Source organism: Psychrobacillus sp. FSL H8-0483, assembly GCF_038637725.1.
Taxonomy (GTDB): Bacteria; Bacillota; Bacilli; order Bacillales_A; family Planococcaceae; genus Psychrobacillus.
In genome coordinates this window covers 3,625,143-3,638,764 of sequence record NZ_CP152052.1, presented here as the reverse complement: position 1 = coordinate 3,638,764, position 13,622 = coordinate 3,625,143, and the positions used below count along the sequence as shown (strand labels likewise).

Sequence of the window (13,622 nt, the reverse complement as noted above, 5' to 3'; positions counted from 1 at the left end):
ACATACAATGAAAAAGACTGGATACGACAATATCCAGTCTTACAATTTGCAGACCGCAGAAAGAGCGGTTGGCCCGAAGTTGGAAATAACCGTCAGACCTTTTGCTCAGGGGACGGTTATTTCTTTTTTATAAAGAAAATGATCAATGTCACAACGATTGAAAAAGCTGCTAATAGGACAGCGCTGAGCTGAATTAACAAATTGATCGTCTCGTATATTGTCAATGGCATCACCGCCTTAAAGAAAGTAACCACCGCCCACCCTGCTGCCATTTTATTATAACACAAATGAGAACAAGTGTTCTTTTTCTTTTATTAATATGCTACTCATTAGAAAATTTCATACCTTTGAGAGAATATTGTCTTCTTCAAAGAAATTTTTGAATTGGTCTTGGTTTTGCAGAGAATGGTCTCGGATAGAGTTAATTTAGTCTCGGTTAGTCGACAATTGGTCTCAGAGAGCCAATAATTGTAAAAAACCGCCCCTTGGTGTAGTGGATATCTCACAAGGGGCGGTTTTTCTATAATTTTATTAGCCTGTCCATCTTAGATCCGTATTGGTTTTTTCGCGCGGACATCACCGAGGAAGAATTTGCCGTACGGTATTAGTTTTTGAATGATGATGGAAGCTATAATTGGGATACTTACGCCTAATGTTGTAAATCCAATTATGCCGTAATGGAAATAGTCGTTCAGTATAATATCCGTAAAAATATGCAAGTACATGATTGAAATCGAATGTTTTTCGATTTGCGCTAACCACTCGAGTGGCAGCAGTTTCGTTAGCCTTTGGAAAATACCAAGAATGGCAATGATAAAGGCAAGGGGAATAATTAAGTCGAGTACAAGGTGATCGTAACGTAAAAATTTCATACTTAGATGATAATCCAATATTCCTACTTTGTCCGCAGTAATCGCACTAAGGACAACGAAGATCGAGCCAAGTAGCCAAGTTGTCGTTATGTGCATCCAAATCGATTTCGCGTAATAGCCAAGGGCAAAGTAAACGATGGCCATTAATACAACATCTAAATTCCAAAGCATTGGAATTGTTTGCGCAGCTTTGTCTGGTGCGCCGCTTATGACGTGCATTGCGAAGATGCTTTCTAGATGAGCTACTAAATAGAAAATCACCAATAGTGCAATTTGTTTAAATCTACTTAAATACTTTGTCATCCACAAGAATAGTAGATAAGTAAAAAATAACGTTGTTACAAACCAGAAGACTCCATATGCGCCTCGCGCAAAGCGACCAGCGATTACGAGCTTCCAAAAGTCCTGTAGGTACCAAGAAAAGTCGAAGTTTCCTGTTGCGAGCTCCATACTATAACGTATGGTTGTGATGACAAAAAGGAAAAATACATATGGTACCATTAATTGCATAAATCTTTTTTTGATCGTGGGATTTGCACTTTCATTATCCTTCATTTCTTTAAAAAATATGCCGCTTAGTAAGAAAAAAGCTGGCATATGAAACCAGTAAATATATTTTATCAGTGGGAAATCCAACTCACCTGGATAATGACCGATGACAACTAAGATCATTAAAAATCCCTTAGTCACATCCACCCATGCTAATCTTTTTTGAGCCATAATATTCCCTCCAAATTGTGCATAATGCTATATGTTTGTTTATCCATTATTACGTGAATATAAACTATATGGTAGTATAAATTATTTCCATATAGGATAGGAGCAAATGAAATGATGAAAGTAGTATGCTTCGGTGACAGTATCACCGCGCGAAAAGAAGGCTATCCTTCTCCCATTTTGACAAGTAAGCTTTCCGCTGAAATGAAAGGCTATCAATTTATAAACGCTGGTATTTCAGGGAATACAACCGAACAGGCAAAGGAACGTTTTACAACAGACGTACTTAATAGAAACCCGGATATCGTGACTATATTATTTGGAGCGAACGATTCTGCTTCGCATAGATTGGTAGATCTTGAGACGTTTAAACAAAATCTCTATGAGTTTACGAAGCGAATTGGTCCAGCAAAAACAATTCTTATTACCCCTGCTCCTGTAGATGAGGCACTTCAACCGAACAGATCGAATGAACGGATAAAGAAATACGCACAAGCAGTAGAAGAAGTAGCGAGAGAAACGGGTAGTCACTTGATTGATTTTTTCTCTGAAATTTATTCCAAACCAGATTATACTACCTTTTTAAAAGGAGAAAAAGATGATGGACTACACTTTGGGGAAACAGGATATGCCATTTTAACGAGCTTAATTGTTTATAAAATAGAAGAAATGAATACTATTTCTAAAAATAAGGGATTCTTACAAAGATTACTACGCGTGTTTTTCACGGATTAATTTGCCCCTCTTGGGTGCTTCGTTTGTATTTTCTCGTCGAATTTTGGAAAGTATAAGATGGAGCAAGATCAAAAGGAGTGGGTATCTTTGTTACAATTGCAAACAGAATTAGAAGGTAAAATGGCTTATTTTGGTGATATGCAAGATCGTATTGCTAGTCTTGGTTATTCAATAGGTAGTAATTGGGAATATCATAAAGGGAGCTTTGATTCTATCTTATGGCGTGAAGAAGGAGAGACCATCTATTTACGAATTCCCTTCGTTGTGATGGAGGGTGAACTGGATCAGTCTGAGGCACATATTAAATTCCAAACTCCTTATGTCATCAAGCATGTTATAAATATTGGTTTGGATAATGATGAAAACTCATTAATGAGTTCTACTGGATTTAATCAATTTCAAAAACCAATTGATAAAGACGGACATATCGAAAATAAAAATAGATGGGAGCACGCTGGAGAGGAAGCGGTAAAAAAGGTTCTTCGTTTAGTGCAGTAATGAATAAGATCATTTCGCTAATTTGAGGCGAGGTGATCTTTTTTGCCTTTTAGCTGTGGATAGTTGGATAAAGGAAGAGTTTAGTTGAAAAACTACTATTTTAATAGCTCTGTAAATTAGGCTGTTTTTTTTTGCCGAAAATCAGCGGACTCCTGCGCAGAGCCATTTTAATTAATACAGCTTTCAATACTACTAGGGAAATGGGCCACATTTATTCTTTTTAAACGCATGAAAATTCTCCTTAAGTACTGCATACTTACATTCCGTCGTGTATTTCTTTATAATAGAAGCAAATAGAATTGTACTTGAAAGGATAGCGACCGACGATGTATGAACGAATCATTAATTCGGAGCAAGAAACAGAACTACTTGCTCGACAGTTAGCAGATCAATTACAGCCTTCAGATGTGCTCACTTTAGAGGGAGACTTAGGAGCGGGCAAAACAACTTTTACGAAAAGTGTGGCAAAGGGCCTTGGCATTACACGAAATGTGAATAGCCCTACCTTTACGATATTAAAGCAATATGAAGGAAGATTATCTCTCAATCATTTAGATGTATATCGTCTAGCAAATAGTGAGGAAGATTTAGGTTGGGACGAGTTGTTTTACGGGGACGCGGTTAGTATTATCGAGTGGGCCCATTTAATACAAGACGATTTGCCACCTGAGCGATTGGCGATTCAGATTCATCGCTTGGAAGACGATAAGCGCAAGTTTACGTTTGAGCCTTTTGGGGAACGATATGAACAATTATGCGAGGAGCTTTTTACATGATTTGGTTAGGAATAGATACATCAAATACACCGCTTGCAATAGCTATTGTGAGGGATGGACAAGTGCTTGCAGAGTACAAGTCATCCCTTAAAATTACGCATTCGATCGGGACAATGCCTGCGATTGAAGAGCTACTAAAAAAAGCGGATATTAAGCCGAATGAGCTGGATGCAATTGCAGTTGCAAACGGGCCTGGTTCTTACACAGGTGTGCGAATTGGCGTGACGATTGGGAAGACACTTGCGTGGACACTAAATATCCCAATTGTTTCTGTATCAAGTCTGCAAGTTTTAGCAGGTAACGCACCCTACTTCTCTGGTATTGTTTGTGCCATTATGGATGCACGCCGAGGAAATGTGTTTGCAGGAATTTACACGAACGGGGAAGTGGTGAAGGAAGCGCATATGTCGCTTGTGGAGCTACTGGAAACAGTGGATGGAATGGGGCAACCGGTTTTATTCGTCGGAACGGATGTTGAGATACATTGGGAGCAGATAAAAGAAGTACTTGGGGATAAAGTGCAGCGAACAGATGCAGGATTCTCTTTGCCAAGTGCTGCTGTGTTAATTGATCTAGCGAAAAAGACTGAACCAACAGACGTACATGCAATCGTGCCAGAGTATTTACGCGTGACGGAAGCAGAAGCGAACTGGTTGAAAGAGCAGAAGAAAAATGAAAACTAAAACAATTACGTATCGCAAAATGACGCTGGAAGATATCGATCAAGTCTTATTAATAGAAGAAGAAGCGTTCACGGTTCCTTGGACGAAAGAAGCATTTGAACATGAAATGACGACTAATCTGTACGCCTACTATATTGTGGCGGAAACAGAGGAAAAGGAAATCGTTGGCTACTGCGGTATGTGGCTTGTAATGGATGAAAGTCATATAACAAATGTAGCGGTTGCAGAGCGTATGCGAGGACACAAAATCGGTGAAGGCTTGATGCGTGAGGCAATTCGCATCGTGCTTGAGCACAAAGTGGTGCTCATGACGTTGGAAGTACGTGTGACGAATGACATAGCGAAAAACTTGTATTATAAATTAGGCTTCCAAGACGGCGGCATACGAAAAAACTATTATACAGATACGCAGGAGGATGCTCTTGTGATGTGGGTGGAATTTAAATGACAAAAGATCAATATATATTAGGAATAGAAACGAGCTGTGATGAAACGGCAGCTTCCATCGTGAAAAATGGCCGCGAAATCATTTCCAATGTGGTCGCTTCTCAAATCGAAAGTCATAAACGTTTCGGTGGAGTTGTACCAGAAATTGCTTCAAGACATCATGTGGAGCAAATTACGATAGTGATCGAAGAGGCGTTGAAGCAAGCGAATATGACGCCACAGGATCTGGATGCAGTAGCAGTAACAGAAGGACCAGGACTTGTAGGTGCACTTTTAATCGGAATAAATGCCGCAAAAGCATTTACGTTTGCACACGGGCTTCCACTTGTTGGTGTCCATCATATTGCCGGGCATATTTACGCCAATGCACTAGTGCAGTCGATGGAATTTCCACTTCTTGCGTTAGTAGTTTCAGGAGGACATACGGAACTAGTCTTAATGAAAGAGGACGGGCAATTTGAATTAATCGGAGAAACGCGAGATGACGCAGCAGGTGAAGCATACGATAAAGTAGCGCGAGTGTTGAATTTGCCGTATCCAGGTGGTCCACATATCGACCGGTTAGCAAACGAAAGTGATGGAGCTGTGCCATTTCCAAGAGCTTGGCTCGAAGAAGGTTCGTATGATTTCAGCTTTAGTGGCTTAAAATCAGCGGTTATTAATTATCAGCATAATGCGGAGCAGCGAGGGGAAGCAATCAATCCCAACCATTTAGCAGCAGGCTTCCAGGAAAGCGTGATTGAAGTATTAACAGCTAAAACATTAAGAGCTGCACGTGAGTTTAATGTGAAGCAAGTCATTGCCGCAGGTGGTGTTGCTGCGAATAAAGGACTTCGTCAATCACTAGAAGAAACATTTGCAAAAGAAAATATTCCATTTTATGTGCCACCAATAAAATTGTGCACAGACAATGCAGCGATGATTGCTGCGGCAGGTAGCTCCAAGTTTTCGACAGGTAAAACAGGCGATATGTCGATGAATGCTCGACCAGGTTTGGAATTAAATAGCTGGAAATAAACGAAATCCTCTTTTCTTCGACAAGAAAAGAGGATTTTTTAAAATGGTTTTTTTAAAGTTGTCAAGAGAGAACATTCGTACTTATGCACAATTTGTGCATAACCTGTTGGTAACTTGTGAAATTTCAATATATTGTGTCTGCTTTACAAACAATTATGTGGAAAACTAAGATTTGAATCTGTGGACAATGTGGATAAACCTGTTGATATGTTGGTATTACGGTATTTATACTGTGAATAAATATGTGGAAAAAATATTTATTGAAATTTGCTATTGACCAACATATATGAGCAAGAATCGACAAATAACTATTGCTCCTGTTTGACTAAATCTGTGGAATCGGATGGTTATCCGCAAAAATCGGATGATTCACTCAAATAATCGGATCATTCGGCATGGAAATCGGATGATTATGAGTAAAAATCGGATGATTTACACAGATAATCGGATGATCATTTGCAAAAATCGATTCTTTCAAAAAAAGCAACGTAAACCAATATCATGGTTTACGCTGCTTTTTAGTTTGCTTCTATTTTTTCTAGTTGTTCTTGTAGTTCAAGCCATTCATTCGACAAATCATCTTGTTTTTCTCTTAATTCGTCTAGTGTGTATTGGAATTGCTGCACGGCTTCATGATCTTGGAAGATTTCCGGATCACATAGCTTTTCTTCTATAGAAGCTATTTCTGCATCTACTGTTGGAATCTGACTTTCTAACTCCTCTAGCTGACGTCGAAGTTGGCGTTCTTTTTTCTTCGCTTCCTTATCGATCGTAGAAGTGTTCGCCTTCGTGACAACTGTTTTTTCAACAACTGCCTTTTCTAGTGCAAGTTCTTCCAACTCTTCTTTTTTTTCTAAGTAATAATCATAATCGCCTAAGAAAAGACTAGAGTTATCCGAAGCTAACTCAATTACTTTTGTAGCAATTCGATTAATAAAGTACCGGTCATGGGAAACAAATATAATCGTGCCAGGGAAATCGAGTAATGCATTTTCCAATACTTCTTTACTATCTAAGTCTAAATGATTCGTAGGCTCATCGAGAACAAGCGTATTTGCTTTTAACAACATAAGTTTTGCAAGTGCAAGCCTAGCTTTTTCTCCACCAGATAAAGTAGAAACTGTTTTTTGCACATCGTCCCCTGTAAATAGGAAACGACCTAATACCGTACGAACATCTTTTTCATTCATAAGTGGCCATTCGTCCCATAATTCTTTTAAGACAGTTTTATTGCCAGATAGAGCGGCTTGCTCTTGGTCGTAGTAGCCAAATTGGACGTTTGTTCCGTATTGGATCTTACCACCAGCATTGTCTAGCTGTTTCATAAGGGTTTTAAGTAAAGTAGATTTCCCAACGCCATTTGGTCCAACTAATGCAATGCGATCTTGTTTGTAAACGGAAAAGGAGATATTCGATGAAACGGTTTTGTTAGGATAGCCGACTGCAACTTCTTCTAGTCGCAATACATCATTTCCACTTGGACGATCGATTGTGAATCCAAAAGAAGCGGACTTTTCGTCTCCATCTGGTGAATCCATCCAATCTGTTTTTTCAATCACTTTTCTTCGAGATTGAGCCATTTTTGTCGTGGAGGCACGAGCTAGATTACGACTAACGAAGTCTTCCAATTTCGCTTTTTCTTCTTGCTGCTTTTCGTATTTCTTTTTGTCTAGTTCATAGTTTTTCGCCTTTTGATCTAAGTAGGAACTATAATTTCCGACATATCTTGTAACATTATGACGTGATACTTCGTACACAAAATTCACTACTTGGTCTAAAAAGTAGCGGTCATGTGAAACGATTAAGATAGCGCCACTATAGTTTTTTAAGTAGTTCTCTAAAAAGCTCAGAGTTTGAATGTCCAAATGATTAGTCGGCTCATCGAGAATGAGTAAATCTGGCTTGCTAAGTAGCATTTTCGCTAATGCAAATCTCGTTTTTTGGCCACCGGATAACGCTTGGACAGGCTTGTCATAATCTTCTGGGAAGAACTGCATTCCATGTAGAATCGAGCGGATGTCCGATTCAAATCGGTAGCCTCCAGCTTCATTAAAAGCGAGCTGTAATTCGTCATATGCAGCAGTTACACGTGCGTACGCATCTGCATTCTCATATATAGAAGGATCAGCCATTTGTGATTCTAATGAACGAAGCTCTTTTTCTGATTCAATTAAATGACTAAAAATGGACTTCATTTCCTCCCAGATGGAGAGCTTAGATTCGAGTCCTGCATGTTGTTCTAAATATCCTAAGCGAACATTTTTGGGCATAATAATATCGCCAGTATCATATGACATTTCGCCTGCAATTATTTTAAGTAAAGTAGACTTTCCAGCACCATTTCGACCAACGAGAGCAACTCGGTCACGGTCTTGAACCTCTAGCTTTACGTTTGTTAATATATCTTCCCCATTAAAGGATTTCGTTACTTGATTGACTTGTAAAACGATCACGATGATTCGCACCTCAATTCTATTCTTAAGTGTAATAGATAGGGCGGAACGTTGCAACGCTCTAGTCTTTACATAACACGAAATGTCTAGTAAGATAATAACAATTTGTTCGAATGAAATAGGAGGATTTTTATGAAACCTGAAGCACCGAGGATTCCTCAAGCAACAACGAAAAGACTTCCTCTATATTATAGATTTTTGCAAAGCTTTCATAATGCAGGACACAAAAGAGTTTCCTCACAAGAGTTAAGCGATGCAATGAAAATTGATTCCGCAACAATACGACGTGATTTTTCTCATTTTGGTGCACTTGGCAAAAAAGGATATGGATATGACGTGCCTAACCTGCTCGAATTTTTTAGAAAAACGTTAGACCAGGATGAAGCGGCAAATGTGGCACTTATAGGGGTTGGTAGTTTAGGAACTGCTTTTCTTAAATATAACTTTCAAAAAAACCACAATACTAAAATTGTCGTTGCTTTTGATACAAAAGCTCCTGTAGAGGGAACAATTATGAGTGATATTCCCGTTTTTCATTCTAGTGTAATGGTAGAAAAGCTGAAAGAGTACGGAATAGAATTAGTCATTTTTACGTTACCAAGTCGTTCAGCACAAGAAGTGGCAGATCGTTTAACCGGCACGACGGTTAAAGGGATACTAAACTTTACACCAGTGAGGTTAAGCACGTCTGATGCCATTCGTGTACATACTATTGATCTGTCAGTAGAATTACAGACGCTTATTTACTTGATTCGAAACGAAGATACAGAATAATGAAGAAAGCCTTCCACCGCATTGCAAAATCGGTAGAAGGCTTTTCTTTATGGCATTTGCGAATAAGTTTCAAGGAATTTTTGTATGGTATCTCCATAAAATTGGAAAACAGTCACAAATCCGTTTAATAACATATGAGACACAATCGAAGCGAGGATTCGCTTAGTTTTATAATAAATATAAGCGAATATAAATCCCGAGACGGCATATAGTAGGATGTGCGTAAATTCAAAGTGTATAGCCCCAAACGCAATAGCACTTATGGAAGCCGCTACAAAGAAATTTGTTTTTGGTAATAACATACCGAATATAATGCGACGGAAAATCAGCTCTTCTAATATTGGAGCAAAAATGACAATGGAAAAAACCACAAATGGCACACCGCGGGCGATTTCAATAAATTGTGCTGTATTTTGAGACCCAGGCTCCACCCCAAGTGCAAGCTCAATGTTTGCAGCAATGATTTGTCCTAAAAATACTAAGAAGAATCCGATTACTCCCCAGCCAATTGTTTTCGCTAAGCTAAACGGTGCTCCTTTAAGAGGTCGTAAAAATGCTTTATCTTTACGAATAATAAGTAGGGTTATGACTGTACCAATCCCCATACTTAGAAATATCCACCAACCAGCAGCAATGAGTATTGGATTTTCAACATCTAACGAGGTAAAAAATTTGCGAAGTAGCGGTATAAAGAGTGCTCCTGATAGTTGCATCATGCAGTAAACGATTAATATGTATATGGCTGTCTTTTGTTGTTTCATGTATTTTAATACCTCTCCATTTATCTAGTTTCTTTTATTGTAAAGGAAATACAAAATAAAAGAAAAAATATTCTTCTCACTTGCAAAATGTTCTGTAATTAATTATTATTATAAGTGTGTTAGCACTCGAAGAGTAAGAGTGCTAATAATATTAAATTCTACTATTTTAGGGAGGTAGTTTCACTTGTTAAGACCATTAGGTGATCGTATTGTAATCGAATTAATCGAAGCTGAGGAAAAAACAGCATCTGGCATCGTACTTCCAGACTCTGCTAAAGAGAAACCGCAAGAAGGTAAAGTTGTTGCTATAGGAACTGGACGAGTACTTGATAACGGTACACGCGTAGACTTAGATGTGAAAGAAGGAGACCGTATCATCTTCTCTAAATATGCAGGTACAGAAGTGAAATATGAAAACAACGAATTTTTAATTTTACGCGAAAGCGATATTCTAGCTGTAATTGGCTAATAGGCTCATATAAAACGAGATAAAAATTAGGAGGTAACAGTTAACATGGCAAAAGAGATTAAGTTCAGTGAAGACGCTCGTAGTGCAATGCTGCGTGGGGTTGATAAACTTGCAGATGCTGTTAAAGTAACGCTTGGACCAAAAGGACGTAACGTTGTTTTGGAGAAAAAATTCGGTTCACCACTTATTACAAATGACGGTGTTACGATTGCAAAAGATATCGAATTAGAAGATGCATTTGAAAACATGGGTGCAAAATTAGTTGCAGAAGTTGCATCTAAAACAAATGATATCGCTGGTGACGGTACAACAACTGCTACTGTTTTAGCTCAATCTATGATCCGTGAAGGATTGAAAAACGTAACAGCTGGCGCAAATCCTGTAGGAATCCGCAAAGGGATCGATCTTGCAGTTGCAGCAGCAGTAACAGAATTGAAAGCAATTTCTAAACAAATCGAAGGCAAAGAGTCAATTGCTCAAGTTGCTGCTATTTCTTCTGGTGATTCTGAAGTTGGTGAACTAATCGCGGAAGCAATGGAACGCGTTGGGAACGACGGAGTTATCACAATCGAAGAGTCTAAAGGCTTCACTACAGAGCTTGACGTAGTAGAAGGTATGCAATTCGATCGTGGATATGCATCTCCATATATGGTAACAGATTCAGATAAAATGGAAGCTATTTTAGACAATCCATATATCTTAATTACAGATAAAAAAATCTCAAGCATTCAAGAAATTCTTCCTGTACTTGAGCAAGTTGTACAACAAGGTAAACCACTTTTACTAATCTCTGAGGACGTAGAAGGGGAAGCGTTAGCTACTCTAGTTGTAAACAAACTTCGCGGAACATTCAATGCTGTAGCTGTTAAAGCTCCAGGATTCGGAGACCGTCGTAAAGCAATGCTGGAAGATATCGCAATCCTAACTGGCGCTGAAGTAATTACAGAAGACTTAGGATTAGAATTAAAATCTACAGACATTACACAACTTGGACGTGCTTCGAAAGTTGTTGTAACAAAAGACAACACAACAATCGTTGAAGGTAACGGAGATTCAGATCGTATCGCTAGCCGCGTAGGTCAAATCCGTGTGCAATTAGAAGAAACAACTTCTGAATTCGACAAAGAAAAACTACAAGAACGCCTTGCTAAACTTGCTGGTGGTGTAGCAGTAGTGAAAGTTGGAGCAGCAACGGAAACAGAATTGAAAGAACGCAAACTTCGTATTGAAGATGCACTAAACGCAACTCGCGCAGCTGTAGAAGAAGGTATCGTTTCTGGTGGTGGTACTGCACTAGTAAATGTATACAACAAAGTAGCTGAATTAGCTGAAACAAAAGAAGGCGATGTAGCAACTGGTCTAAAAATTGTACTTCGTGCATTAGAAGAGCCAGTTCGTCAAATCGCAAACAATGCGGGTCTTGAAGGCTCCATCGTAGTGGACCGTCTAAAACGCGAAGAAATCGGTATCGGTTTCAACGCAGCGAACGGTACATGGGTAAACATGATTGAAGCAGGAATCGTGGATCCAACGAAAGTAACTCGTTCAGCACTTCAAAACGCTGCATCTGTAGCTGCACTATTCTTAACTACAGAAGCAGTAGTAGCAGACATTCCAGAAAAAGGCGGCGCAGGAATGGGCATGCCTGATATGGGTGGAATGGGCGGCATGATGTAATAAAAATCATAAAGCCTTGATATATAGGGGTTTTTAGGTAGAAGAAAGATAAATGCTCATACATTTGCTCATAGTGAGTAAAAAGATGCTCATTTCATAAACTAAAAGTTCATTTTATTAGAGAAGGTCTTTCATCAGTTTACTGAACTGGTGAGAGGCCTTTTCTTCCATATTGGCTGTCATATGAGCGTAGATATTCATTGTTGTGTTTATGTCTGTATGGCCTAAGCGCTGCTGAATCTCCTTTACTCCCACACCCGCTTCTATCAATATATTATTAGTAAATTTGTCCAATCCAAATCTATTTCTTGTGAGTATAATAACATAAAGCAGTTAACGAAGGGAGGTGAAAACAATATGCGATTTAATTATCCACGTTGGTCGAAGGTGCCATATAATGGAGAGAATAAGCCCCCTCAAAATCCAGAGGAACCTTTAGCTGGTTCCTGGCCGCTCTTTTATCTAAAGCGAGATAACGGCTGGTTTACGGACCTAAAGGGAAACCCGCTGCCACAGGTAACAGACCCAAACACAATTGATTGGCTAGCTGAATTAGAATTAGTAAAACGTACTGCACAAACCCTTACACTAAAACAAAAAAAAATAGCAGTTTATTGGGGAACGGGCGCCGTAACAAAGCAATGGACTCCCATTATTGACCGATTAATTGATACCTATACAGTTTATAGGACAGGCATTCCACCCATCTCTATCTCATCTCCTCGTGCAGCACGTATATTGGCTGCTACGCAAGCTGCCATACAGGACGCTTTAGTTGTTTGTTGGGATGTCAAGTATCGTTATGACGTAGCCCGTCCAGTTCAAATGGGTCCTAACTTCGTACCGTTGCTCTGCACCCCACGCCACCCAACCTATTTATCTGGACATGCAATTGCTTCTGGTGCTGCTGCCACGGTATTAAGTTATTTCTTTCCTGCTGAATCAGACCGTCTACAGCAACTAGCCGAAGAAAATGCCATATCCCGCTTATATGCAGGCGTCCATTTTCCTTCCGATATCAGTGAGGGATTGAGACTAGGCAAGGCAGTAGGTATAGCTGTCATCAACACTCTTAGAAATCAGAGGGATGCATCAGGACAGCCAGTAGACGTTCCATTTACTGAAGATCGAGGCGCACAACTTCCTCCCCCCCCATACAGACAAATTATTCCGTTTGATTTTAAAGATAAATGTCAATCTGCATCAAGAGGAGTTGGCATTTGGATCAAGATAAAAGAATTTTTCTGGTCTTTAATTGGATATAAGCGGAAAAAACTCAATAATATCTAAACGCTTTAAAGACGAACTAGAAAACGAAATGCTTGCTACTGTATAGAATATTTTAAAGCACCTCTAACTAGGTGCTTTTTATTTTACCCCAATCACAATTACACATTCCTGTACATACGCCGCCATTTTTGTTTTTTTTAGCCCCAATATTAGCCCCAAACTAGCCTCATTAACCTGCTTTTAAATGCATTAATTTGCATACTAGTATTAGATAGGAGTACCATCAAATAGTTGATATCACACGTTATTTTGAGAATACCCCAATTTTTAAGATAAAACATGAAATCACATGATAAACTTTATCTGCATGTACCCTTAATTCAAGGTTTTCATGGACTGTATGACATTTAAAAACAGGCCGGTATATCATCCGCACAACAGTTCATCTATGGAATCCATATCGATAATGTAAGAAAGAATTTGACCACTTTTTTAACCACTTTTTTTTGTTAT

At 39.0% G+C, this 13,622-nt stretch carries 13 protein-coding genes and 1 pseudogene; 10 read left to right on the top strand and 4 right to left on the bottom strand.

Annotated elements, in window-relative coordinates:
* Nucleotides 1-545: 545 nt before the first annotated feature.
* The gene (locus MHB48_RS17660) at nt 546-1,592 is read right to left on the bottom strand and encodes an acyltransferase family protein (protein WP_342599187.1); all 1,047 of its coding nucleotides are present in this window, start codon (nt 1,590-1,592) and stop codon (nt 546-548) included.
* 111 nt (nt 1,593-1,703) lie between these two features.
* On the opposite strand from MHB48_RS17660, the gene MHB48_RS17655 reads away from it, so the two are divergent.
* From MHB48_RS17655 to tsaD, 6 genes are all read left to right on the top strand, one after another.
* Complete coding sequence (locus tag MHB48_RS17655) at nt 1,704-2,324, top strand: GDSL-type esterase/lipase family protein (protein ID WP_342599186.1); 621 nt, start codon at nt 1,704-1,706, stop codon at nt 2,322-2,324.
* 87 nt (nt 2,325-2,411) lie between these two features.
* The gene (locus MHB48_RS17650) at nt 2,412-2,822 is read left to right on the top strand and encodes a YugN family protein (RefSeq protein ID WP_342599185.1); all 411 of its coding nucleotides are present in this window, start codon (nt 2,412-2,414) and stop codon (nt 2,820-2,822) included.
* 326 nt (nt 2,823-3,148) lie between these two features.
* Entirely contained in the window at nt 3,149-3,598 is a 450-nt protein-coding gene (gene tsaE / locus MHB48_RS17645) for a tRNA (adenosine(37)-N6)-threonylcarbamoyltransferase complex ATPase subunit type 1 TsaE (RefSeq protein WP_342599184.1), read from the top strand.
* Nucleotides 3,595-4,281: a tRNA (adenosine(37)-N6)-threonylcarbamoyltransferase complex dimerization subunit type 1 TsaB gene (gene tsaB / locus MHB48_RS17640; RefSeq protein ID WP_342599183.1), complete on the top strand. Its 687-nt coding sequence runs from the start codon at nt 3,595-3,597 to the stop codon at nt 4,279-4,281. The genes tsaE and tsaB overlap by 4 nt, the downstream gene beginning before the upstream one ends.
* Nucleotides 4,271-4,729: a ribosomal protein S18-alanine N-acetyltransferase gene (gene rimI, locus MHB48_RS17635; protein WP_342599182.1), complete on the top strand. Its 459-nt coding sequence runs from the start codon at nt 4,271-4,273 to the stop codon at nt 4,727-4,729. Before tsaB ends, rimI begins: the two co-directional genes overlap by 11 nt.
* The gene (gene tsaD, locus MHB48_RS17630; RefSeq protein WP_342599181.1) at nt 4,726-5,745 is read left to right on the top strand and encodes a tRNA (adenosine(37)-N6)-threonylcarbamoyltransferase complex transferase subunit TsaD; all 1,020 of its coding nucleotides are present in this window, start codon (nt 4,726-4,728) and stop codon (nt 5,743-5,745) included. Before rimI ends, tsaD begins: the two co-directional genes overlap by 4 nt.
* Before the next feature lie 518 nt (nt 5,746-6,263).
* On the opposite strand, the gene MHB48_RS17625 is transcribed toward tsaD, so the two are convergent.
* A complete protein-coding gene (locus MHB48_RS17625; RefSeq protein ID WP_342599180.1) occupies nt 6,264-8,198 on the bottom strand; it encodes an ABC-F family ATP-binding cassette domain-containing protein in 1,935 nt (644 codons plus the stop codon).
* A 132-nt stretch (nt 8,199-8,330) separates the two neighbouring features.
* Between MHB48_RS17625 and MHB48_RS17620 the strand changes: the two genes are divergently transcribed.
* Entirely contained in the window at nt 8,331-8,972 is a 642-nt protein-coding gene (locus MHB48_RS17620; RefSeq protein ID WP_342599179.1) for a redox-sensing transcriptional repressor Rex, read from the top strand.
* Nucleotides 8,973-9,019: 47 nt separating this feature from the next.
* Here the strand turns inward: MHB48_RS17620 and MHB48_RS17615 are convergent, their stop codons facing one another.
* On the bottom strand, nt 9,020-9,733 hold the full coding sequence (locus MHB48_RS17615; protein WP_342599178.1) for a type II CAAX endopeptidase family protein: 714 nt from the start codon (nt 9,731-9,733) through the stop codon (nt 9,020-9,022).
* Nucleotides 9,734-9,917: 184 nt separating this feature from the next.
* Here MHB48_RS17615 and groES point away from each other — a divergent pair, with 184 nt between their 5' ends.
* Both groES and groL read left to right on the top strand, forming a co-directional pair.
* Nucleotides 9,918-10,202 (top strand): co-chaperone GroES, encoded by a 285-nt coding sequence (gene groES, locus MHB48_RS17610; RefSeq protein WP_340923769.1) that lies wholly within the window; start codon nt 9,918-9,920, stop codon nt 10,200-10,202.
* A 45-nt stretch (nt 10,203-10,247) separates the two neighbouring features.
* Nucleotides 10,248-11,879 carry a chaperonin GroEL gene (groL, locus tag MHB48_RS17605; protein ID WP_340923766.1) on the top strand — a complete coding sequence of 544 codons (1,632 nt, stop codon included), beginning with the start codon at nt 10,248-10,250 and terminating at the stop codon, nt 11,877-11,879.
* A gap of 117 nt (nt 11,880-11,996) precedes the next feature.
* Here groL and MHB48_RS17600 read toward each other — a convergent pair.
* Nucleotides 11,997-12,155 (bottom strand): annotated as a pseudogene (locus MHB48_RS17600) (tyrosine-type recombinase/integrase); the annotation flags it as partial.
* A gap of 81 nt (nt 12,156-12,236) precedes the next feature.
* On the opposite strand from MHB48_RS17600, the gene MHB48_RS17595 reads away from it, so the two are divergent.
* Nucleotides 12,237-13,169: a vanadium-dependent haloperoxidase gene (locus MHB48_RS17595; protein WP_342599177.1), complete on the top strand. Its 933-nt coding sequence runs from the start codon at nt 12,237-12,239 to the stop codon at nt 13,167-13,169.
* Nucleotides 13,170-13,622: the final 453 nt, after the last annotated feature.

Coding starts and splice junctions, on each gene's coding strand:
- MHB48_RS17660 (WP_342599187.1), bottom strand. CDS start 1,592: ATGGCTCAAAAAAGATTAGCATGGGTGGATGTGACTAAGGGATTTTTA.
- MHB48_RS17655 (WP_342599186.1), top strand. CDS start 1,704: ATGATGAAAGTAGTATGCTTCGGTGACAGTATCACCGCGCGAAAAGAA.
- tsaE (WP_342599184.1), top strand. CDS start 3,149: ATGTATGAACGAATCATTAATTCGGAGCAAGAAACAGAACTACTTGCT.
- tsaB (WP_342599183.1), top strand. CDS start 3,595: ATGATTTGGTTAGGAATAGATACATCAAATACACCGCTTGCAATAGCT.
- rimI (WP_342599182.1), top strand. CDS start 4,271: ATGAAAACTAAAACAATTACGTATCGCAAAATGACGCTGGAAGATATC.
- tsaD (WP_342599181.1), top strand. CDS start 4,726: ATGACAAAAGATCAATATATATTAGGAATAGAAACGAGCTGTGATGAA.
- MHB48_RS17620 (WP_342599179.1), top strand. CDS start 8,331: ATGAAACCTGAAGCACCGAGGATTCCTCAAGCAACAACGAAAAGACTT.
- MHB48_RS17615 (WP_342599178.1), bottom strand. CDS start 9,733: ATGAAACAACAAAAGACAGCCATATACATATTAATCGTTTACTGCATG.
- groL (WP_340923766.1), top strand. CDS start 10,248: ATGGCAAAAGAGATTAAGTTCAGTGAAGACGCTCGTAGTGCAATGCTG.
- MHB48_RS17595 (WP_342599177.1), top strand. CDS start 12,237: ATGCGATTTAATTATCCACGTTGGTCGAAGGTGCCATATAATGGAGAG.